Source organism: Sodalis sp. C49 (genome assembly GCF_046352915.1).
In the GTDB taxonomy this organism is placed as follows: domain Bacteria; phylum Pseudomonadota; class Gammaproteobacteria; order Enterobacterales; family Enterobacteriaceae; genus Acerihabitans.
Window position 1 is genome coordinate 184,416 of record NZ_CP163303.1, and the last position, 22,378, is coordinate 206,793.

The window sequence follows — 22,378 nt, forward strand, 5'->3', positions numbered from 1 at the left end:
ATCAATGCTCCTGCGTCAGGATAATGTCGCCGCCGGCATGCACCCTGGCGGTAAAAAAGGGCGGGACCAGCACGGTGGCGTCGCTCTGGCTGATAATGCACGGCCCCGGTACCTGGGCATCCACTCCCAATACGGTGCGGTCATAAACCGGGCAATCCTCCAGCAACGCCGCGCCGATATGCAGCCGCCGGAAGCCGCGGGGGCGGGGTCGGCCGCCGCCCGCCGGCCGCGTCGCCGCATTGCTTTCCGGCGCGGCCAGCGCGCCGCGCACCCGCACCCGCAGTTCGATAAATTCAACGGACGCCTCCGTGTCGGCATGGGTATGCAAGCGTAAATGCTCCGCGTGAAACGCGGCGACGGCGAGCGTGGTGCTGATGCCGTCGGGGGCGGCCGCCTCAATGCGCACCGGGATCTGGAACGACTGGCCGCGATAGCGCATATCCGCCCAGTACTCCAGGGCGATCGCGACCACGTTGCCGGGGTCGGTCTGCCGCGCCAGCCAGGACCTGGCCGCGTCCGCCAGCCCGGCAAAGGTCTGTTGCAAGCGCGCCGTATCCATCGCGCCCTGCTGTACGATGGCGATGGTGTCGTGGGTCAGTTCGGCGACCACGCCGCCCACGGCGCAGAACACCGACGGATTGTTGGGCACGATAACCCGTGGGATGCCGATTTCCGCCGCCAGCAGCGGACCGTGGATGGCGCCGTTGCCGCCGAACGTCACCAGGGTCACGTCCTGCGGATCGACACCGTGACGGGCCAGATAAGGCAATACGCTGGCGACCATATTGGAGGTGGCGATGGCGATGGCGGCGCTGGCCGCGTCCGTCTCCGTCGCGGCCATGCGCGCGGCCAGGGGAGCGAAGGCGGCGCGGGCCGCAGCGGTGTCCAGGGGCATCTCGCCGCCGAGAAAAGTGGCGGCGTCCAGATAACCGCATAATAAATAGGCGTCGGTAACGGTAGGCTCGGTGCCGCCGCGCGCAAAACAGGCGGGGCCGGGCCAGGCGCCGGCGCTTTTGGGGCCGACGCGGAACACCGGCCCGTCGAAACGGCCGATGGAACCGCCGCCGGCGCCTATCGCCTCGATGCCGGTAACCGGCATGGTCAGAGGAAACTCGCCGACCTCGGTTTGCTCCACCACCGTCGGCATGCCGGCGCGGATCAGGGAAATATCGGTGCTGGTGCCGCCCATATCCATCGTCAGATAATGCTGCTCCGGCGCCGCGCGGGTAATCAGCTGCGCCGCCGTTACCCCGGAAGCGGGGCCGGACAGGAGCGTATGCACCGGGAAATGGCGCGCCTCGCGCGCGGACATGGCCCCGCCGTTGGAGCGGGTGATAAACAGCTGGACGTGGCGCAGACGGCTGGCCAGGTAGTGTTCAATCTGCCCCAGGTATGAGGACATCCGGGGCTTAACATAGACATTAAGCAATGCATTGACCGCCCGCTCGTATTCGCCGGGGCGCGGCCACACCTCGCTGGACAGGCAGACATCCAGGGACGGCGCGAGCCGCCGGATCAATGCGCGCGTTTCCCGCTCATGGCGGGGATCCTGATAGCTGTTGATATAGGCGACGGCGATGCTGTCGAGCCCGGCGGCCACCACCTGCGCCACCGCGCCGGCCACCGATTCCGCCGAAAGCGCATCGATAACGCCGCCGTCAGCCGCCATGCGTTCGCGTATTTCAAAAACCTGGTGCCGCTCGATCAACGGCAGGCCGCGCGTGCCGCGCAGATTGGTGGGATCGAGCAGACGCAGGCGCTGCAGTTCCAGGATATCGCGAAATCCCTGGGTGACGAACAGGGCGACCGGCGGCTGTGAACGCTCGATCACGGCGTTGGTGCTCACAGTGGTGCCGTGCATGACCACCACCGGTTCTTCCGGCCCCACGGCCAATGCCGACAATAACCGCTCGAAGCCCTGTTTAAAACCCTCGGCAAAATGGGGCGGAGTGGAGGGCACTTTAAAACAATATAACGGCGCCTGCCGCGCGTCGCTGCGCCAGACGACAAAGTCGGTGAACGTGCCGCCGATATCAACTCCCACTCTTATCATGCGATTAGCCCTTGTGCCGCCGACGCCGCGTCCCGGCGAAAATGACGTCCTGATGAAGTCTATTGGTATATACAATATAATAAAGAACTGGGATGTAAATATCATTATGATGAAAAACAGAGCAATATTCATACGAATATCCTATGATAAAGCAGCGTCAAAACAGTAAATTAATGTGTTTATCGGGGTGGAAACGCCGTGTTCATATAGGCTTATTTTATGTATATACATAAAACGAAGATAAAAATGAATAAGAAAAAATGATAGCGCGAATTTGCTTTTTGTTTTGTATATACTTAATCGCTGATACTTTGGGAAAACCACCATTATGAGCAAAAACGAGTCACCGCTACACCAAGCCCCGCCCGCTCACGCCGAGCCAAGTCCGCTCATCCCCAAGCGTTCGCGGGTCAAACCCCTGCCCATCCATCAGGGCATCCAGAACGATATTAAAAACAAAATCCTCAGCAACGAGTGGCATCCCGGCGATCGGGTGCCCACCGAACAGGAATTGATGGCGGTCTATCAATGCTCGCGAATGACGGTAAATAAAGCGCTGTCGACCCTGGTGGCCGCCGGGATGATTGTGCGCAAGCGCCGGAAAGGGTCTTTCGTCGCCATGCCGCGTGTCGAGGAGCCGTTGCTGGCCATTCAGGATATTCGCGCCGAAGTCCTGGCCAGCGACAGCATGTACAGTTTTTCGCTGCTGTCGCGCGGCATCCGCACTATTACCGACGCGGTCGAAGCGGAACATATCGGCATTCCTGTCAACGCGCGCATGCTATGTATCGATGTCATGCATTACGCCGATAACCTGCCTTTCGCCCTGGAGGCGCGCCAAATCAATCTGGCGGTAGTGCCGGAAGCGGCGCAGGAGGAGTTTATCGAGATGCCGCCGGGCAGCTGGCTGTTAAGCAATATCCCCTGGTCGGAAGGCGAGCACTCCCTGCGCGCTATTTCCGCCGACGATGTGCTGGCGCGGCAATTATCGGTATCGCCCGGCACTGCGTGCATTTCCATTGCCAGGCGCACCTGGCTGTCGGGGGAGCTGATCACCTTTGTGCGCCTGATTTATCCGGGGGAACGCCACCGCTTTTTAGTGCGTTTCGGGCCCAGCCCGGCGAATTTGCAGCGGGATACGCCCAACCCGGGCTGAAACCCTCCCGGTGTTTTTGGCCGACATCCTGTGAGCCACTGGATTGTGATAAACACGTCTGCGTGCTTCGAATACTGGTGGATTGCGCTAAAGGGTTTCGACGCTATAGTCGCTTTATGGATGAGTTCGCGCCGGAGCCGGCGGAGGGGCTTGGGGCAAGGATTAGGTTGTGCCGGTGGGGGTTTGGTTTGCGGTTGGCGGTAAGCTTTATGTTGCCGTGGCGCGGGTTTCGCTTGCCGTGCGTTAAGGTACCCTGCGTCAGGGTGCGCTAGGGCATATATCGCCTCGGCGAAGGTTTCGCTTGCCGTGCGTTAAGGTACCCTGCGTCAGGGTGCGCTAGAGCATATATCGCCTCGGCGAAGGTTTCGCTTGCCGTGCGTTAAGGTACCCTGCGTCAGGGTGCGCTAGGGCATATATCGCCTCGGCGAAGGTTTCGCTTGCCGTGCGTTAAGGTACCCTGCGTCAGGGTGCGCTAGAGCATATATCGCCTCGGCGAAGGTTTCGCTTGCCGTGCGTTAAGGTACCCTGCGTCAGGGTGCGCTAGGGCATATATCGCCTCGGCGAAGGTTTCGCTTGCCGTGCGTTAAGGTACCCTGCGTCAGGGTGCGCTAGGGCATATATCGCCTCGGCGAAGGTTTCGCTTGCCGTGCGTGAGGTGTTCGTATGTGTTGCCGGGTACCGGCAAGCGACAAAGAGGCCGTACCGCGACGGCCTCCTTGACCTCCGCGCGTCCGGCAGGTCGTGCGCCGCTGCGCGGTTCCCGGCATCACCCATCCCGGCTTTGTGGACCGCACGGGACGCGCTCCCGGCGCGGCCCTTAGCTTTCGCCGCTCCCGGCGGCTCATCCAGCCGCGATGTGCGCCGCCGGCGCACTCTATGCCGGCACCACGTCAACACCATCGCCTGTGAGTAAAATAGCGTTTTTGGGTTTCTTGCGGCATGCACTTACCGGGAAAGGTATCAGTATTCATTTTGCGCTAAAGTTTACAGCCTGATGGTTAATGGCTAATGGCTAATGCCAAACGATAAATGCTCAAAGCCAAATGGCTAATGCTAAACGTTAAATGCCCAAAGCCCAAAGCCCTATGTCTAATGTCTAATGTCTAATGCCATATGCTCGCTTCCGGCTTTAAATTAAAAGCGCCAGGTGCGATGTATCTAATATGCTTACAGATTCGGGGGACTAGGGCATAGGCCTGGTTTGGCGGGCTGTAATTTCATGCTGCGGCTGTTTACCTCAATGATTGTCAGCTTCCCGGCTCACTCTTCCTTCTCCTTATCAACAGCGGCGCTATTGTTTCTTACTATTTATTACTGACAGCGATAGTCGGGCCGGCATAGAGCGCGCTGACGGCGCCTGTGACCCCGGCATGAGCCGCCGGGAGCGGCGAAAGGCCCGGTTGCGCCGGGAGCGCTAACCGGGCCGGTGCATAACGGGGGAACTGGCGGCGGAAGGCATCGCGCAGCGACGCGCGACCTGCCGGACGCGCGGAGGTCAAGGAGGCCGTCGCGGTACGGCCTCTTTGTCGCTTGCCGGCACCCGGCACTACATAAAACAAATGAACGCACGGCAAGCGAAACCTTCACCGGCGCAACATAGTCCTTACCACCAGCCGCAAACCAAACCCCCACCGCGGCAACATAAACCTTACCGCCAGTCGCAAACCAAACCCCCACCAGCGAGACATAGTCCTCACCACAAGCCAAACCCCCACCGGCGCGACATCCCCCCGCAAACGATATAAATCTATCCGTCCTTAAGTCAATCCGATCAAATGCCACTACATTTGATATCTTATGTATATACTCTAATAATAATTTAATATTTATAAAAATCAAATAGTTAAATTAAATATATCAAAAATAGCGCAAAAATCATCCATATAATTATCTTATTTGTATATACATAACTTGACGCCCCGTTTTGCTGGCGGTATGTTCAATTTCATCGGGTTAAACAGATGTTAACGGCCTGGATATCATTCTCGTGTGACGACGTTATCAACAGCAACCAAGGTGTCGGGAGAGCAGGGTGAATAAAAAACAATTGATTATCGGTACCGTGTTAAACCTGTCGTTCGGCATCGCGCCGGGGTGGGCAAACGCCGCCGTCGCCGCACCGGCGGATATCAAGGCGAAAGGGCAACTGACCTTTTGCTCCGACCTGGAAAACCCCCCGGCGGAAGGCATGGCCGAGGACGGCAAAACACCCAGCGGCGCCGCGGTGGATATTATGAATGCGCTGGGCAAGACCCTGGGGGTGAAAACCCAGATCGATAATTATCAATTTTCCGGTATTTTTGCCGCGCTGGATACCGGCAAGTGCGACCTGGTCATGGCCAGCCTGGGGAAAACCCCGGAACGCGCGGAGCGCTATGGGCTGGTGGATTACTGGCGGGTAAAGTCCGGCCTGCTGGTGGTCAAGGGAAATCCCCTGCATCTGGCGTCGTTTGCGGATCTCTCGGGCCGCCGGGTGGCAGCGTTGATGGGCAGCCGCAATGAGTCGGTGGTCAAGCAGGAAAGCGACAAACTGGTGAGCGAAGGTAAACCGGCGATTACCCTGGTGTCGTTGGGCACCAACGTCGCCGCGTTCCATGATTTGCTGCTGGGCCGCGCCGATGCCATGGTCGGCGATACGGTGGTGATTAATTTTTACATGTCGAAGGCCAAAAATAAATTCCAGACTGTCGATATGCCGGTGCCCGCCAAAACGTGGGTGGTGGCCATGGTGAAAAACAATACCGACCTGCGCCAGGCGATCCAGGCGGCAATGGATGAACTGAATACATCCGGCGCCATGACGAAAATCGTCCAGAAATGGGGTATTGAACATGGCGTAGCCCTGTGCGACAGCGAGCACCCCTGCGATTGACGGGGCGGGGCGACCATGCTGTGAGGAGCGTACCTTGCTAAATCAAATTCATATGCAATTTAATCTGCCATTTTTCCTGAATTTTGTGTTTCATCCGCAAGCCGTTTTATTTCAGGGGCTGATATTAACGATTGTTTCCGCTGTACTGTCCCAGCTTATTGGCACGGTATTAGGTATTACATTGGCAATGGCGGGAATAAGCCGCTTATGGATATTAAAGGCGTTTAACCAGCTTTATATTTGGTTTTTTCGCGGCACGCCGGTATTGGTACAATTGGTACTGATTTATTTTGGCCTGCCCTATTTACTGGGTTTTGATATTTTCCCCGCCGTGATGCCGTTGGGGCCGTTCATGATTTCCGGGGCGGTGGTCGCGGGCATTGTGTCTTTCGCCCTGCACGAGGCGGCGTATATGAGCGAAATTACGCGCGCCGGCATTATATCCATCGACAGCGGCCAGGCCGAGGCCGCCAAAGCGCTGGGCATGCCGCCGCGGTTGCTGATGCGGCGCATTATTCTGCCGCAGACCATCCCGGTGATTGTCCCCGCGCTAGGCAATCAATTTAATAATATGCTCAAGACCACGGCGTTGCTCAGTATTATCGGTGTTTCAGAAATGTTTCGTGTCGCGGAGCAATTACAGGCCGCCACCTTTATGACGTTTGAGGTTTATCTCGGCATCTCTATTTATTATTTGCTGCTGACCGCGTGCTGGACCGCCATCCAAATGCTGTTGGAAAAAAATCTCAACCGGCATTTAAAAGGGGCGAGCATAAAGCGGCGCGCCAAAAAATCCTCATCTCTTTTAGCGGAGCTTGCCGATGAGCGTTAATCAATCAGATAGCCTACCGGATGCGGTCGTCTGCCGTGATGTGATGAAATTCTATGGCGAACTGCCGGTACTGCGTAATGTGTCGTTGACGGTGAAAACCGGCGAAACCACGGTGATTATCGGCCCGTCCGGTTCGGGAAAAACCACGCTTATCCGCTGTATCAACCGGTTGGAGAAAATTCAGCAGGGCACCATCCACGTCGGCGGCGCCCTGATGGGATACCGCATGAAAAACGGCCTGATGCAGGAAGACAGCGAGAAAAATATCGCCAAGCTGCGCCAGCGCATAGGCATGGTTTTTCAGCGCTTTAATTTGTTTTCACATATGACCGCGTTGCAAAACGTCATGGAAGCGCCGGTAAGCGTCCTGCGAATGAATAAAAAACAGGCGCGCGACAACGCCGCGGAATTATTGGCCCGGGTGGGCCTGGCGGATAAATTAGCCTATTACCCCACGCAATTATCCGGCGGGCAGCAGCAGCGCGTAGCGATTGCGCGCGCGCTGGCGATGAACCCGGAGGTCATGCTGTTTGACGAACCCACCAGCGCCCTTGATCCCGAAATGATTGGCGAAGTGTTAAGCGTAATGCAGGACCTGGCGCGCCAGGGCATGACCATGATCGTGGTGACCCATGAGATGGAATTTGCCAGGAATGTCGCCGACCGGGTGGTCATCATGGACGGCGGCGAAATTATCGAGCAGGGACCGCCGCAAAAAATATTTATTGCGCCGGAGAATCCAAGAACAAGGACCTTTCTGAATAAGGTATTACACAAAATATAAACATCGCCCGGCGGTGGATTATAAGACAACGTATTTTTACCAACGAGGAATAAAGATGGGACGTTTAATTGATATAAGCTGGCCCGACCTGGGCGTTACCGTGGTCGCTGAATTAAATGATGAAAAGAACCCCGAGCTGTGCGAAGAGTTCTGGCAGCACCTGCCGTTTAAAGTGCTGCAGGCGCATCCGGTTGTGTCCGGCGCATCCATGTATGCCTGGACGCCCATCGTCAGCAGCGCGCCGGTGCACCATCGCGAAATGATTACCGATTGCCCGGTGGGCCGGCTGCGTTATTCCCAGTCAACGGGCAATAAAATGTCGATTCAATATGGCGTCGGCCTGGAGCCTTTGGCCCAGCCGGTATTGGGACAGGTGCTGGCGGAATATTGTCATTTACTGCCCGATGTGGGCAAGGCGGTGTGGAATAATCTCTTCTGGCAAAAGGATAAGATTTTTGTCGAGGTTTCCGCTCATGATAAGCAGGCCCACCCGGGCGTACCGCGCCAGCCCGCGGCCACCACGGACGCGGCCAAACGCTTCCTGGCGGAAGCCGACAGGATCCAGTTGACGGAGCCCGAAGACCTGCGCGCCATCCGTTTGGGACAGGTGGAGTCCACCGGCACCTACGGCCAGTATTTTACCGCCTGGGATTTCGCCAACGGCATGCTGCGTGATTATATTATGTATACCATGTACCCGTTACTGACGCTGACCAATACGCTTTCGGTGCAGGATTTTAATAAAACGCTGCGGGAATTCGACGTGCCTTACTCCAGCTATTTAGGCGTCAGCGGGTTATATCAGTTGGAAGAATACGCCGGTATCTTGCGCGAGGCGGTAGCCGCGGCGCAAACCAAAGAAGAACTTCAGGAATTGCTGCGCGCTTTTCTGAAATATGGCAATCGCCTGTGCGCCTGGTCCTATCACTATTTCCCATGGTATCTGGGCATGTTTTATAACCGCCAGCTCGGCGGCCAGGAATTTCCGGGCCGTTGGAATCCTGAAAAAGTCTGAGATTAATGGCCACGCGCCCGCGTTAAGCCCGCCGGAACGCTTTTGCCGGCGCAAACGGCCTGGCGGGTCGCGCGCCGCATTCAGCCGGGAGGCAATATGTTGACTATAACACCCCAGGATAAAGCGGCGTTTCAGCGCGATGGCGCCGTTATTATCCGCCAGGCCTTTTCCCGCCAATGGCTGGAGAAAGTGGAGCAGGGCATCATGGCTAATATCGCCGCGCCCAGCGATCACGGCCGCTATACCGACCCCGAGACTAAACTGTTTTTCCAGGACAGCGATAACTGGCGGCGCATTGCGGCCATCGGGCAATTTGTGTATGAATCGCCCGCCAAGGAAATCGCCGCCGGCCTTCTAGGGTCCGGCAAAATCAATTTCCTGCATGATCATGTGCTGGCTAAAATGCCCGGTGCCTCCCAGCGCACCCTGTGGCATCAGGATCAGCCGTATAGCCCGGTGGACGGCAATGACTTTTGCACCCTTTGGCTGCCCACCGGCGCCGTGACGCGCGCCACGGCGCTGGAATTTGTCGCTGGCTCGCACCGCTGGGGTAAATGGTTCCGTCCCCAGTGGTTCGCCACCGGCCAGCTGCGCGAGGGCGACGACGACAGCTGGGACATCCTGCCGGATATTGAAGCGCGGCGGCAAGACTACCGGATTATCAGCTGGGCGCTGGAACCCGGCGACTGCCTGGTGTTCCATGGCCTGACCCTGCACGGCGCCGCCGGCAATTTCCAGGACGCGCCGCGGCGGGTGTTATCCACCCGCTGGACCGGCGATGACGCGGTTTTCCGCTACCGCAGCGGGAAAATGTCGCCCCCGGCGCCGCTACAGGACGCCCCGCAAGACGGCGGGGCGCTGGATTGTCCCTCCTTTCCGGTCGTCTGGCGGGCACCGCGCCGTGGAGGGCATTAACCTCGCCATCGCACCGGGCGAGCGGCTGGTGCCCAGCGGCTGCGGTAAAACCACCACGCTGCGCATGGTGGTAGGGTTTATCCAGCCTGGCGGCGAGTTCCTGTTAAACGGCCGCCAGGTCGCCGACGCCCGTTTTTATGCTGCCGCAGTAATATTAAGTATTTCCCCCCGTCGGCCGATAACATTATACGTTGAATTATTCTTTATTTTCCGAATCAGTCAAACCGCCTTGTTTCCACGCATCAATCGCTATTTTTATTGGGGAAAGTATGGATAATTTTCAACAAGAGGTAGAGGAGAGAACCAATCTCACCTCATCGAACCGATTTGAACTGCTGTTATTCCGCCTGGGGTCGCCCCCCGATGAAGAACACGCCGAATTGTACGGCATCAACGTGTTTAAGCTGCGTGAAATAGTGCCGATGCCGAAGCTGACCAAAGCCGCCGGCATGACGTCGCCGCTGATGGGCATGGCGAATATCCGCGGCGAGATTATGCCCGTTATCGATTTGCCGGCCATCGTCGGCTGCGTGCCGAAGACCGGGTTGAATATCTTGCTGGTAACGGAATATGCCCGCAGCACCCAGGCTTTCGCGGTGGAATCCGTCGACGATATCGTCCGTCTTGAGTGGAGCCAGGTCCTGGCGGCCGAGGCGGGCGTCAGAAGCCGCAATATCACCAGCATCGCGCGCCTGAACAATGATAAAACCGACACCCCGCTGGCGCTGGTGCTGGATGTTGAGCAGATTTTGTATGACATCATTCCCGCCAATCGCACGGCGCACCTGGAAAGCGAAAAGAAGCAGACCTTTACCCTGAAACCAGGGGCGGTGGCCATTGTGGCGGAGGACTCCAAAGTCGCCCGTTCGATGCTGGAACAGGGCCTGACGATGATGAACATCCCCTTCCTGACGCACGTCACCGGCCTGGAAGCCTGGAAAAAAATCAATAAAATGGCGGAAGAAGCGCGGGCGGAAGGCATACCTGTCACGGATAAAATCGCGTTTGTGTTAACCGATCTGGAAATGCCCGAGATGGACGGTTTTACCCTAACGCTGAATATCAAACGCGATGAGTTCCTGAAACACATTCCCGTTATTATCCATTCGTCCTTGTCGGGCAGCGCCAATGAGGACCATGTGCGCAAGGTCGGGGCGGATGCGTATGTGGCAAAATTCGATATCAACGACTTGGAGTCCGCCATCAAGCGGGTGCTGCCGTAAAGACGGCCGCGGTTCCCTGAGCCGTCATGGCGCGGCCGGAATCCTGCCCCCGACCGCGCCGTTGCTGTCGTTCTTAGTTCAGCCTGGCCTTGGAAAAATCACTGCCGTTAAGGCTGACGCTGTAGCCGGTGACATTGGCGCGCGTGGCATAAAAGGTATTACCGTTTGCCAGCGGCACCCACGGGGCCTGTTGATGGAACACGTCCTGCGCTTGTTTATACAGCGCGGCGCGCTGGGCCGGATCGCTGATGACCTTGGCCTGTTTTATCAGCGCGTCATACTGTTTGTCACACCAGAACGCCGCGTTGGACCCGCTGTTGATACTGTCGCATCCCAGCAGTACATTGGCGAAATTATCCGGATCGCCGTTATCCGACATCCAGCCGAACAGCGCGGAGGCGTGTTCGCCCTTGCGGATGCCGGCAAGGTATTCACCCCATTCGAAAGTGATGATTTTTACCGTCACGCCCACCTTGGCCCAATCGCTCTGGATCATTTCCGCGATGCGGCGGGAGTTGGGATTATACGGGCGCTGCACCGGCATCGACCATAAATCCGTGGTAAAGCCCTGGGCAAAACCCGCCTGCTTCAGCAAGGCCTTGGCCTTGGCCGGGTCATAAGGATAATCGGCGAGATCCTTATCGTAACCGAGCATATTGGGCGGAATGGGCGATTTCGCCACCGTGCCGGAACCGAGAAATACCGCGTTGACAATCGCTTTTTTATCCACCGCATAGTTTAACGCCTGGCGCACCAGAACATTATCGAACGGCTTTTTCGCGGTATTAAAGGCCAGGTAGCCCACGTTCATGCCGTCCACGCTGTGCAGCACCAGATCTTTATTGCTTTTGATTTGGTCAAAATTGACCGGGTTCGGCGCGGGGATAATCTGGCATTCGTTTTTCTCAAGCTTGGCCAGACGCGTGCTGACGTTGGGGGTAATAGAGAAAATCAGGCGTTTGGTGGGCACGTCGCCCTGCCAGTAATGCGGATTGGCCTCGTAGCGGATCAGGGAGTCGACTTTATAGTCTTTCAGGTTATACGGGCCGGTGCCGATGGGATCGGTGTCCACCCGCTCCGGCGTGCCGGCCTTCAGCATGGCGTCGGCATATTCCGCGGAGAGGATGGAGGTAAAGTCCATGCCCCAGTCGGCCAGGAACGTGGCGTCGGGTTTGCTCAGGGTAAACTGGACATGCCGATCGTCCAGTTTTTTCACTTCCTGGATAAGGGTACCCAGGCCGACGTCGTTAAAGTACTCATAGGCGGCGTGGGACACGTTATGATAAGGATGATTGTCGTCTTTTTGCCGCAGTACGGAGAAAATAACGTCGTCGGCGTTAAAGTCGCGGGTCGGGGTGAAATATTTATTGCTGTTGAACTTAACGCCCTGGCGCAGGGTAAACGTATAGGTTTTGCCGTCGGGACTGATGGTCCACGCCTCGGCCAGGGAAGGGATGGGCAGATTATCGCTTTCCCGGAAAGCGATCAGCCGGTTATACAGCACCTGCGAGCTGGCGACAAATGACGGGCCGGAGCTGGCAATCTGCGGGTTGAACGATTCAGGCGAGGCTTCTGAGCAATAGACCAGCACATCGTTGGCCGCCGCCAGCGCGCCGCCCGCCGGCAGCATCGCGGCGATCAGCAGTGCGAGAGAGGTTTTACGTAAATCCATTTTTATTGCCTTAATAAGGTGATTAATAGGAAATGAATCCGTGATTGTTCGTCTTGCCATTATAAGCGGCGGCAGGCGAAATGGAAAAAATCCTCTGCTTATAAATGCCCGGCTTTTAGGTATAAGCGCTGCCCTTTGGCAGTATTGCCTGGCGATCTGCCGGCGGAATTTGCCAGCCGGGAGACATTCTTCTTGTAAAGAAGGTGTGATCTCTGCGGGAGGGAGGGCATTGGCAACGCCGGGTAGCGATACCCGCAACCGAATGCGGATTTATCCGCGGCCAGGCGCCGGTTACACTTTCCCCTCGCGACCCTTCCCGGCAAGGCGGCCTATCGGCGGCAGGGAGAGGAGAGGGTGGGGAAGGATCCTTTCAGCCGCGCGGATATCAACTACTCCATTGGAAAACTTATGTTATATGAGCTAACGACACTGTCCGTGCCGGCGCTGGAACTTGATACGGCGTCAGCCCGGGCCTGGGCATGGGTGACGGCGCCCGGTGCCGGGGGAAGAGTGGTGGGTTTCTGGCGTACCGAGCTTGGCGAGCTGTTCCAGTTACTCCTGCTGCGCGAGTTTCACTCAGAAGAGGCATTGTGGCGGGAGCGACGGCGGGCGCAGCTGGACAGCACGCCGTTTAATATCGTAAATGCGCAAACCGCCCTCAGCATGGAAAGTTATCAGCCTTTTCCTTTCCTGCCGCCCGCGCCGTCCCAACTGGCGCAGCCGGGGGCCTGTTATGAATTCCGCACTTATTGGCTGAAGCCCGGGGGATTATCTCCCACGCTTGCGGGATGGGCGCAGGCGCTTGCGCCGGCGCAGGCTTACACCTCGCATCTGATCATCAATATGTACGCGCTGGACGGGCCGCCGCGCATCACGCATATCTGGACCTTCGCCAGCCTGGAGGAGCGCGCCCGTTTACGCGCGGAACACTATGCCGCGGGACTGTGGCCGCCAAAGGGCGGGCCGCAGCAGATTATCCGGGCTGCCTCGTTTATCTGCCTGGCGGAAAACCGCCGCGCCGGGGATGCCTGACGCCGGATTTGCCGGCGTCTGGCGCCGTGCCTGGCTGTCAGGCCCGGCGGCGAAAAGCGTTGTTTTGCCCGGCGGCGCTGGATTATGCTGTGGTTCTAGCCCCCCGCCAAGGAGACTCTATGACCACCAGCCTGATGATCGCCAACCGGCAAACCTGGTTCGGCGCCGGCAGTATCAGCCAACTGCTTCCCCTGCTGCAAGCCGACCCGCAGCCGACGCTGTTGTTCAGCTGCCGCTCGTTCCTTGGCGGGGCGATCTATGCCGGGATGGCGGATGCGCTGGCGCCCCTGCTGGCCGGCACCGAGATCGTCGGCCATGAGGCGTCGCCGCAGGATATTGACGGGTGGGTGGCGCGCTGGCGCGGCAAAGCGCGGCGCATCGTCGCCATCGGCGGCGGCAGCGTACTGGATGCCGCCAAGGCGTTCGCCGCCCTGGCGGAGCATCCTTTGCCGGCGCTGCGCTATATGGAAAAGGTGGGCGACGCCAAGGTGAGCGGCGCTACGCTGCCCTTAATCGCCATTCCCACCACCGCCGGCACCGGCAGCGAAGTGACGCAAAACGCCGTGATCACCGATACCCGCACCCATAAAGTCAAGGCGTCGCTGCGCCACACGAACTTTGTGCCGCAGGTAGCCATCCTGGACCCGCAACTGCTGGCCGGCGCGCCGGATGCGGTGCTGGCCTGCTGCGCTATCGACGCGTTCACCCATCTGTTCGAGGCGTATCTGTCCAAAACGGCAAGCAGCCTGTCGCGCGAAATGTCGCTTACCGGTATCCGTCTTTTCCTGCGGGCCTGGCCGGCGTTAAACCGCAGCGCCGATGCCCGCGAGGCTATCATGCAGGCCTCCTACCTGGGCGGGCTGACGCTGAGCATGGCGGGACTGGGCGTGATCCACGGCATCGCCGGTGAAGTCGGCGCCTTGCGCAGCTACCATCATGGCCAGGTCTGCGGCCGGCTGCTGCTGCCGTTTCTGCAACTGCTGGCGGACAGCGACCACCCCCGGCAGCGGGCGCTGATGGCCGCATTGGCCGTCAGCGTCCTTCCCGCAGGTCGGGACGACCCGGAACGTTATCTGCTGGAATTTATCACCCGCAACGCCATTGTCCCTTTCTGGCGGGACGACCTGCCGCTCAGCCCGGAAGAACTGGCGGTGTGCCTGGAAAAATCCACCAGCAAAAATGCGCTGCTGGACTACCCGCCGGCACAGCTCCGGCACATGATTGTCACGGCGTTTCGCATCGAATAGCGCCATCAGCCCGGCGGTGACCGCCGGCATCACACCTCACGCGCTCTCCCGAAGCCCGCGCGGGGAAACATAAGAAGGATTTTCTATTCTGCTTATCCTCGCCGCTCAACCTTCCTGTCGCCAAAATCAAGATTACCGGTTTTGCCAATAGCACGTTTTGGTAATAACCCATGCCGCACAGCGATACCTGGGAAAAATAAGTATTTATATCAATCTGTTAATTTTGCAAAAAGTAAAAGTGTTACCGGTAACTGTGTTTGAAGTTTACATAAGTTAACATTTTTATAACTTGTGCTGACAAAAATTCCGCTTATTCTGGCGTTAAAATTATCATACAAATAATTATTAGCGCCCTATGTTACCGGGCTGGTGACGGTGGCGCTCAGCACATTGATTAACACCCTTAATGGAAGATCTATGAGCAAGCAAAACGATGAGGACATCCCCTCACGGCGGCGTTTTTTGCAACAAACGCTGTCGATTATTCCCCTGGCCGCGGCGGGGGGCGGCCTTGTTTCCTTCGCCGGCCAGGCAACCACCGCCACATCCGCTGGCGTTTCCGCCCACTACGTTCCCACCTTTTTTAATAATGATGAATGGCGCTTTATCCTGGCCGCCGTCGACCGGCTGATTCCCACCGATGAATATGGGCCGGGCGCGGTAAGTGAAGGCGTTCCGGTTTATATCGATAAGCAAATGGAGTTGCCCTACGGTTACGGCCATCTCTGGTATATGCAGCCTCCTTTTGCCGACGCCGCGCCCGAATTGGGTTATCAGTCCCCGCTGGCGCCGCGCGATACCTATCGCCGCGGCATCAAGGCCGTCAACGATCATTGCCGGCAGTTCTTTGCCAAAGAATTCGCCGCCCTGAGCCAGCAACAGCAGGAATCCGTGCTGCGCGAATTGGAAAGCGGCAAGCTGACGTTTGCTAACGTGCCGGGCGCGCTGTTTTTTGCCCAGTTGCTGGACAACGCCAAAGAAGGTTACCTGGCCGATCCCATGCACGGCGGCAATCAAACGCTGGCGTCATGGAAGCTGATTGGGTTCCCGGGCGCGCGCGCCGATTACCAGCAGACGATGGACAACCCCAATAAGCCCTATCCATTGGGACCGGTCAGTATTTCAGGGAAAAGGAGCGTCTGACGTGGCGATAAAACAAGACCCGGTCGATATCGTTATCGTCGGTTTCGGCTGGACCGGTTCGCTGATGGCGATGGAACTGGCGGAAACCGGCCTGAATATCCTGGCCCTGGAGCGCGGCGAGCAGCGCGATACCTATCCCGATTTCGCCTACCCGCGCATAATGGATGAATTGACCTACGGTATCCGGTTAAAGCTCTTTCAGAATGCGTCAAAAGAGACGGTAACCGTGCGGCATACCACCAGCGAAACCGCGCTGCCTTACCGGCGTTTTGGCTCCTTCCTGCCGGGTGACGGCGTCGGCGGCGCCGGTGTGCATTGGAACGGCATGCTGTGGCGCCCCCTGGAGGCCGATCTGCGCATGCGCAGCACCGTGATTGAGCGGTACGGCGCGGATTTTATCCCCCAGGATATGACGGTGCAGGACTATCCCTTCACCTACGCGGAGATGGAGCCGTTTTTCGATAAGTTCGAGAAAATTTGCGGCACCGCCGGGCAGGCCGGCAATCTCAAGGGCGAAAAAATCGCCGGCGGCAACCCCTTCGAGGCGCCGCGCCAGAACCCGTATCCGACCAAGCCGCTTAAGCAACAGTATTCCGGCATGCTGTTTAGCAAAGCGACGACCGAACTGGGCTATCATCCGTTTCCGCTGCCGGCGGCGCTGTGCAGCGAACCTTATACCAACCCCTATGGCGTTCAGTTGGGGGTGTGCAACTACTGCGGCTTTTGCGAGCGCTTCGGCTGCTTTAATTACGCTAAGGCGTCGCCGCAAAGCACCGTGCTGCCGGCGCTCTATCAGCATAAAAACGTTGAGCTGCGCACCCAGTGCCATGTGCTGCGCGTCAATACCGATGCCGCCGGCACCCGGGCGACCGGCGTCACCTATATCGACGCCAACGGCCAGGAAGTTGAACAGCCCGCCAGCCTGGTGGTGCTGAGCGCGTTCCAATTGCACAACGTACGTCTGCTGCTGCTGTCGAAAATCGGCAAGCCTTACAATCCCGCCACCGGCGACGGCGTGGTCGGGCGTAACTATGCCTACCAGATGAACGGCGGCGTCGCGTTGTTCTTCGACCCGGACACCGATTTCAATCCCTTTGCCGCCACCGGCGCCACCGGTACGTTTATCGATGATTTCAACGCGGAAAACTTTGACCACGGCGGGCTGGGATTCATCGGCGGCGCCACGCTTTCCGCCACCATTACCGGCGGGCGCCCCATCCAGCAGATGAGCATTTCCAACCAGGCGCCAAAATGGGGAACCGGCTGGAAGAAGGCGATCAAAGATAATTACCTGCACACCATGAGCGTCGGTTCGTCCGGATCGGTGATGCCGTATAAACAGTGCTACCTCGATCTCGACCCCACCTATAAAGATCATCACGGCCAGCCGCTGCTGCGCATGACCTTTGACTGGCAGCAGAACGAGCTGAAAATGACCCATTTTATCGGCGGCAAGGCGGAGGAAATCGCCAAGGCCATCGGGCCTGAGCATTACGAAATGGGTTTTAAAGGCATGAACGCCCACTACGACGTGCGCCCCTACCAGTCCACTCATACCACCGGCGGCGCGGTGATGGGCGATAATCCCGCCACCAGCGTGGTGAACAAGTACCTGCAAAGCTGGGATGTCCCCAACCTGTTTGTGCTGGGCGCCTGCTGTTTCCCGCAGAACCTGTCGTATAACCCCACCGGTATTGTCGGCGCCACCGCGCTATTTGCCGCCAATGCGATTCGCACGCAGTATTTGGCCAACCCCGGACCGCTGGTCCAGGCTTAACAGGGAAGGGACTGAGATGAGCACTCTATGGAATGCAGCGCTTCCCTTGCTGGCGCTGGCGCTGTTGCCGGCCGCGGTCAACGCGGCAGCCGATAGCCAGCCGCCCGGCAAAGGACAATATCTGGCCACCGCCGGCGACTGCGTGGCCTGCCACACCGCCGCCGGCGGCAAGCCGTTTACCGGCGGGCTGAAAATGTCCACGCCGCTGGGGGCTATTTACTCCACGAATATTACGCCGGACAAAGACACCGGTATAGGCGACTACCGCTATGAGGATTTTGCCAAAGCGGTGCGCGAAGGCGTGGCGAAGGACGGCCATCACCTCTACCCGGCCATGCCTTATACCGCGTTCGCCAGGATTAATGATGAAGATATGCACGCGCTGTATGATTTTTTTATGCAGCAGGTGCCGGCGGTGAAGCAGGCCAATCGCGACAGCGATATTCCCTGGCCGCTGAATATGCGCTGGCCGCTGGCGGCCTGGAACTGGGTATTTCATGATGATGATGCGTTCAAGCCGGACCGCGGCCAAAGCGAAGAGTGGAACCGGGGCGCCTATCTGGTGCAGGGGCTGGAGCATTGCGGCACCTGCCATACGCCGCGCGGCATCGCGTTCCAGGAGAAGGCGCTGGATCAGTCCGACGACGCCTACCTGACCGGCGGCACGCTGGAGGGCTGGCATGCGCCCAATCTTACCGGTACGGGCAAAGACGGCCTGGGGCGCTGGTCGGCGGATGAGCTGGCGATGTTCCTGAAAACCGGCCATACCGATACCAGCGCGGCCTTCGGCTCCATGACGGATGTGGTGGAACACAGTACGCAATACCTGAATGACGCGGATTTGCGGGCGATGGCGGTCTATCTTAAATCGTTGCGGCCGTCCGCCGCAGCGCCGGCGCCGTACGCGGATGATGTCACTTCCGCGGCGCTTATCCGGGGCGATATGAGCAAACCGGGGGCGCAGGAATATATGGACAACTGCGCCGCCTGCCACCGTATCGACGGCCGGGGTTATGCCAAAACTTTCCCGGCGCTGGCGCGCAATCCGGTCGTGTTGAGCGACGATCCGTCGTCGTTAATCAGCATCGTGTTGCATGGCGGTAAAATGGCGGTCACCAGGGACGCCGTGACGGGCCTGACCATGCCGGACTTCGGCTGGCGCCTGGACGACAAACAGGCGGCGGATCTGCTCAGCTTTATCCGCGGCGCCTGGGGCAATGACGCGCCGGCGGTCAGCGCCGGCGCGGTGGCAAAACTGCGCCACGCGACGTCGACGGTGGAACGCAAAGACCCCAATAAGGCTAATGAGCCGAATACCGGACAGGCGCATCAGTAACGCGTTTAGCCTCCGCGCCAGGCGTACGCGGGTGCCGCGTACGCCCGTCCCTCCCGGCCGGCGGCGCGCCGTCAGACCCAGAAAATAAGCGCCAGCAGCTGCGGCGACAGGATGCGCAGGAACATCACCATCGGGTAAACCGTGGCATAGGAAAGCGCCGCCGCGCCGCTGGTGCCATGCAGGGCGTTGGCGAAAGCCAGCGCCGGCGGGTCGGTCATGGAGCCGGCAAGCATGCCGCAAAGGGTGAGATAGTTCATCCCGAACACCACGCGCGCCAGCAGGCCGACGCCTAGCAGCGGAACGGCGGTGATGATGATCCCGTAGCCCAGCCACGACAGGCCGTCGCCCTGGATCAGCGTGTGCACGAAACCGCCGCCGGATTTAAGGCCCACCACCGAGAGAAACAGCACGATGCCCAGCTCGCGCAGCGCCAGGTTAGCGCTGGGCGGCATAAACCAATAGAGTTTGCCGATACTGCCGATGCGTCCCAGAATAATCGCCACCACCAGCGGTCCCCCGGCCAGGCCGAGGCGCAGCGCGGCGGGAAAGCCCGGTACGTACAGCGGCAGCGAGCCCAGCAATACGCCCAAACCGATGCCGATAAACACCGGTAGCATCTGCACCTGCTGCAATTTTTGCCGTGCGTTGCCCACCAGCGCGGCCACGGCATTGATTGCTTCCGCCCGGCCCACCAGGTTGAGGATATCGCCGAACTGCAGACTGGCATGGCTGCCGGCCACCAGTTCCACCCCGGCGCGGTTCAGGCGGGAAACCACCACGTCGTATTTCTGTTTAAAATTCAGGTCGCGGATCTTTTTGCCCAGGACTTTTTCGTTGGTGACCACCACCCGCTCCATGCGCAGGTCGGTGCCCTGCATGGACAGCGACGTGTCCACCTGCTGGCCGATCACCAGGCGCGCTTTCTCCAGATCGCTTTTCAACCCCACCAGGTGCAGCAAATCGTCCTGTTGAATCAGGGTGGTCGGCAGCGGGACAATCAGGCTCTCGCCGCGCTTTAAGCGCGAACAGACGATTTCGCTGCTGTTGAGCACCGGTACCTCTTGCATCGCCAGCCCTTCGAGATTGGCGTTGACGACACGGATATTCATGGTCTGCAGCTGGGCGTGGCCGGCGCCGCTGGCGCTATCGAATTGTTCCGCCTCGCGCTCGACATTGATGCGCAATGCAAAGCGAATAAACCACATGGTCAGCAGGATGCCGCAGATGCCGAAGGGGTAGGCCATGGCGTAGCCCATGCCCATCTGGTTAATCTGGGCGGGACCGGTGCCGAGATCGGTGAGAATTTGCTGACCGGCGCCGAGGGCCGGCGTATTGGTTATCGCGCCGGCAAACACGCCGAGCACCACGGGCAGGGGGACGTTAAACGCTTTATGGATCAGGGCCGCGAGCAGCATCCCCAACACCACCACCAGCATGGCGAAAAGATTGAGCCGCAGGCCGGAGACGCGTAATGAGGAGAAAAATCCCGGCCCGACCTGGATGCCGATGGTATACACAAACAGGATAAGCCCGAATTCCTGGATAAAATTCAGCATATCGCCGTTCAGGCTCAGTCCCGCCGTATGGGCGAAATGGCCGACGATAATGCCGCCGAACAGCACGCCGCCGATACCCAAACCCACGCCGTATATACGCCAGTTACCTATCCATAACCCTATCACCGCCACCAGTGCCAGCATGCTGACCGTCAGTGCTATATCGCTCATTGCCGCATCCCTGGAAAATCATGAGGTTGTTGTCGGGTATTCTGGCAGAGGCGTGGCGAAGGAAATGAGGTAAAGAGCACAAAACATCAAGCTATATGAACCACGGGTGATAGTTGCGTCTATTGATTATCGAGCTCATCTTCCAGCCTGCGGCAGCCTGGTTCATGACCTGATCGCATAGCGGTTCGTCTTATGAATTTGATTGCCCCGGATTGAGAAGATACATTAAGAGAAAAATGTTCAGCGCTTGTCGGCCGCAGCATAGATATCATCGTTATTGCGCTTGCCTATAGCGATGACAGCAACAGGATTTCTTTATCATTAACTTCATAAACCAGCCGGTAGCCGCTGGCCCGGAGTTTAATTTTATAACGGTTGCTGCTGCAATGCAGCTGAGCTGAAGGTACATGCGGCTGCATAAGGCGCTCGGCAAGTTTCTTTTTAAACTGATCCCGCACGGTATTACCCAGTTTGTGCCACTCCTTTAGCGCCCGCTTTTCAAATTTTAATTCATAATTCATCGAGTTTTACGCTGATAAACTCAGGGTCAACCAAACGCTCATCAGCAATCCGGTTTAACTCGTCATCTTCCGCCAGTTCCCGATAATAAGCGTAAAGCTCGGGGGGGACGCAGTAAAACGCGGGCTCATTACGGTTTAGGATAGCCACTGCGTTGCTTCCCCGTCGGCGACCGTCCCCATCGGGTTACGTTTTAGCTCAGTAATACTGGCGGCGGTAGAGGTCAAAATTGTAAAGGTCATTTTTAGTCTCCTGTTAGCTTCGCTTGTTTTAAGTCTTTTAAAGGTGCTTTTCAAGGCGCCTCTAAACACACTTCTAAGAGCGACCCTACCTGTTTAAATAATGGTGGTTTGCATCAATTCCAATCTCATCCGCTTATACCGTCTTTGGGACTGGTGATATTGAAAACCCTGCGGGACAGTGGCGTGGTCCCGCGCATACGGACGTTCGTCGAGCGGGAATCGGCAAAGGTATCTGGACGCGTGATAGTGGTCTTTACCTGTACGGCAGGTCTTATCGCGTCAATTTGCTTGATTGATAACACCGAAGGGGATATGCACGGAGGGAACAACCGCGCTGGCGGTCAGAAGATAGGGAGACCGATCATCGAAAAAAATGTGTGGTTTCAGTACCCCTCATACCTTGCCTTTTTCAATACCGCCGAGAAAGAATGCGTCATTTGCCATCACGCCCCAGCTCTTCTACGTGTTTAAGGCGCGTTCATGTGATGGCGCATTCCTGGCGGTGACTATGGAAATTCTCAGGCGATTTTCATAACCCGGATGTAGAATCTTATACTTTTCTTCCACGGATTGAATTTTCGCCATCCTGACAAGAAATTCCTTTAAGGGGCTAGGATTGTGCGGCTGCATGACGTTTTTGACTTTGGAACTCGTGAAATTTCCGGTATTCTTCCTCTCCCTGGCTTTTGAATACCGCGTCGGACCCTGTCAAATCAAAAACAGCGCTCGAGTAGACGCCAATAACATGACGATGCCCAAGATCGTAGACCATTCAATTTTCCTCAGTTTTATTCTCCCCTGAGACCTGAGACTGCCTTTAAGCTTGCCGCCCG

Annotated in this window: 17 protein-coding genes and 3 pseudogenes; 13 read left to right on the forward strand and 7 right to left on the reverse strand. The window is 57.8% G+C overall.

Going from position 1 to position 22,378, the window contains the following annotated elements:
• Position 1: 1 nt before the first annotated feature.
• Positions 2–2,053 carry a hydantoinase/oxoprolinase family protein gene (locus ABUK12_RS00765; RefSeq protein ID WP_410014495.1) on the reverse strand — a complete coding sequence of 684 codons (2,052 nt, stop codon included), beginning with the start codon at positions 2,051–2,053 and terminating at the stop codon, positions 2–4.
• 328 nt (positions 2,054–2,381) lie between these two features.
• Here ABUK12_RS00765 and hutC point away from each other — a divergent pair, with 328 nt between their 5' ends.
• From hutC to ABUK12_RS00805, 8 genes are all read left to right on the forward strand, one after another.
• Positions 2,382–3,209, forward strand: coding sequence for a histidine utilization repressor (gene hutC / locus ABUK12_RS00770; RefSeq protein WP_410014496.1), 828 nt, complete (start codon positions 2,382–2,384; stop codon positions 3,207–3,209).
• A gap of 2,032 nt (positions 3,210–5,241) precedes the next feature.
• On the forward strand, positions 5,242–6,081 hold the full coding sequence (locus ABUK12_RS00775; protein ID WP_410014497.1) for an ABC transporter substrate-binding protein: 840 nt from the start codon (positions 5,242–5,244) through the stop codon (positions 6,079–6,081).
• Between the two features lie 34 nt (positions 6,082–6,115).
• Positions 6,116–6,913, forward strand: a complete 798-nt coding sequence (locus ABUK12_RS00780; protein WP_410014498.1) for an amino acid ABC transporter permease — start codon at positions 6,116–6,118, stop codon at positions 6,911–6,913.
• Complete coding sequence (locus ABUK12_RS00785; RefSeq protein ID WP_410014499.1) at positions 6,903–7,697, forward strand: amino acid ABC transporter ATP-binding protein; 795 nt, start codon at positions 6,903–6,905, stop codon at positions 7,695–7,697. The genes ABUK12_RS00780 and ABUK12_RS00785 overlap by 11 nt, the downstream gene beginning before the upstream one ends.
• Positions 7,698–7,752: 55 nt before the next feature.
• Positions 7,753–8,712, forward strand: a complete 960-nt coding sequence (locus tag ABUK12_RS00790) for a hypothetical protein (protein WP_410014500.1) — start codon at positions 7,753–7,755, stop codon at positions 8,710–8,712.
• A gap of 96 nt (positions 8,713–8,808) precedes the next feature.
• Entirely contained in the window at positions 8,809–9,627 is an 819-nt protein-coding gene (locus ABUK12_RS00795; RefSeq protein WP_410014501.1) for a phytanoyl-CoA dioxygenase family protein, read from the forward strand.
• The gene (locus tag ABUK12_RS00800; RefSeq protein ID WP_410014502.1) at positions 9,614–9,904 is read left to right on the forward strand and encodes an ATP-binding cassette domain-containing protein; all 291 of its coding nucleotides are present in this window, start codon (positions 9,614–9,616) and stop codon (positions 9,902–9,904) included. Before ABUK12_RS00795 ends, ABUK12_RS00800 begins: the two co-directional genes overlap by 14 nt.
• Positions 9,897–10,850: a chemotaxis protein gene (locus tag ABUK12_RS00805; RefSeq protein WP_410014503.1), complete on the forward strand. Its 954-nt coding sequence runs from the start codon at positions 9,897–9,899 to the stop codon at positions 10,848–10,850. The genes ABUK12_RS00800 and ABUK12_RS00805 overlap by 8 nt, the downstream gene beginning before the upstream one ends.
• Before the next feature lie 73 nt (positions 10,851–10,923).
• Here the strand turns inward: ABUK12_RS00805 and ABUK12_RS00810 are convergent, their stop codons facing one another.
• On the reverse strand, positions 10,924–12,522 hold the full coding sequence (locus ABUK12_RS00810) for an ABC transporter substrate-binding protein (RefSeq protein WP_410014504.1): 1,599 nt from the start codon (positions 12,520–12,522) through the stop codon (positions 10,924–10,926).
• A 408-nt stretch (positions 12,523–12,930) separates the two neighbouring features.
• Here ABUK12_RS00810 and ABUK12_RS00815 point away from each other — a divergent pair, with 408 nt between their 5' ends.
• The 5 genes from ABUK12_RS00815 to ABUK12_RS00835 all read left to right on the forward strand — a co-directional run bounded on the left by ABUK12_RS00815 (position 12,931) and on the right by ABUK12_RS00835 (position 19,057).
• Positions 12,931–13,554, forward strand: coding sequence for an NIPSNAP family protein (locus tag ABUK12_RS00815; RefSeq protein WP_410014505.1), 624 nt, complete (start codon positions 12,931–12,933; stop codon positions 13,552–13,554).
• 119 nt (positions 13,555–13,673) lie between these two features.
• Complete coding sequence (locus tag ABUK12_RS00820; RefSeq protein WP_410014506.1) at positions 13,674–14,801, forward strand: iron-containing alcohol dehydrogenase; 1,128 nt, start codon at positions 13,674–13,676, stop codon at positions 14,799–14,801.
• A 417-nt stretch (positions 14,802–15,218) separates the two neighbouring features.
• Positions 15,219–15,944 (forward strand): gluconate 2-dehydrogenase subunit 3 family protein, encoded by a 726-nt coding sequence (locus ABUK12_RS00825; RefSeq protein ID WP_410014507.1) that lies wholly within the window; start codon positions 15,219–15,221, stop codon positions 15,942–15,944.
• A gap of 1 nt (position 15,945) precedes the next feature.
• The gene (locus ABUK12_RS00830) at positions 15,946–17,721 is read left to right on the forward strand and encodes a GMC family oxidoreductase (RefSeq protein ID WP_410014508.1); all 1,776 of its coding nucleotides are present in this window, start codon (positions 15,946–15,948) and stop codon (positions 17,719–17,721) included.
• Between the two features lie 16 nt (positions 17,722–17,737).
• Positions 17,738–19,057 (forward strand): c-type cytochrome, encoded by a 1,320-nt coding sequence (locus ABUK12_RS00835; protein WP_410014509.1) that lies wholly within the window; start codon positions 17,738–17,740, stop codon positions 19,055–19,057.
• 71 nt (positions 19,058–19,128) lie between these two features.
• Here the strand turns inward: ABUK12_RS00835 and ABUK12_RS00840 are convergent, their stop codons facing one another.
• From ABUK12_RS00840 to ABUK12_RS00860, 5 genes and pseudogenes are all read right to left on the reverse strand, one after another.
• Positions 19,129–20,784, reverse strand: a complete 1,656-nt coding sequence (locus ABUK12_RS00840; RefSeq protein ID WP_410014510.1) for a putative transporter — start codon at positions 20,782–20,784, stop codon at positions 19,129–19,131.
• Positions 20,785–21,024: 240 nt separating this feature from the next.
• A pseudogene (locus ABUK12_RS00845) lies at positions 21,025–21,305 on the reverse strand (type II toxin-antitoxin system RelE family toxin).
• Positions 21,295–21,545 (reverse strand): annotated as a pseudogene (locus ABUK12_RS00850) (type II toxin-antitoxin system Phd/YefM family antitoxin). The pseudogenes ABUK12_RS00845 and ABUK12_RS00850 overlap by 11 nt, the downstream one beginning before the upstream one ends.
• Before the next feature lie 279 nt (positions 21,546–21,824).
• A pseudogene (locus tag ABUK12_RS00855) lies at positions 21,825–22,175 on the reverse strand (5'-nucleotidase).
• Entirely contained in the window at positions 22,156–22,317 is a 162-nt protein-coding gene (locus ABUK12_RS00860; RefSeq protein WP_410014511.1) for a 5'-nucleotidase, read from the reverse strand. The pseudogene ABUK12_RS00855 and the gene ABUK12_RS00860 overlap by 20 nt, the downstream one beginning before the upstream one ends.
• Positions 22,318–22,378 lie beyond the last annotated feature (61 nt).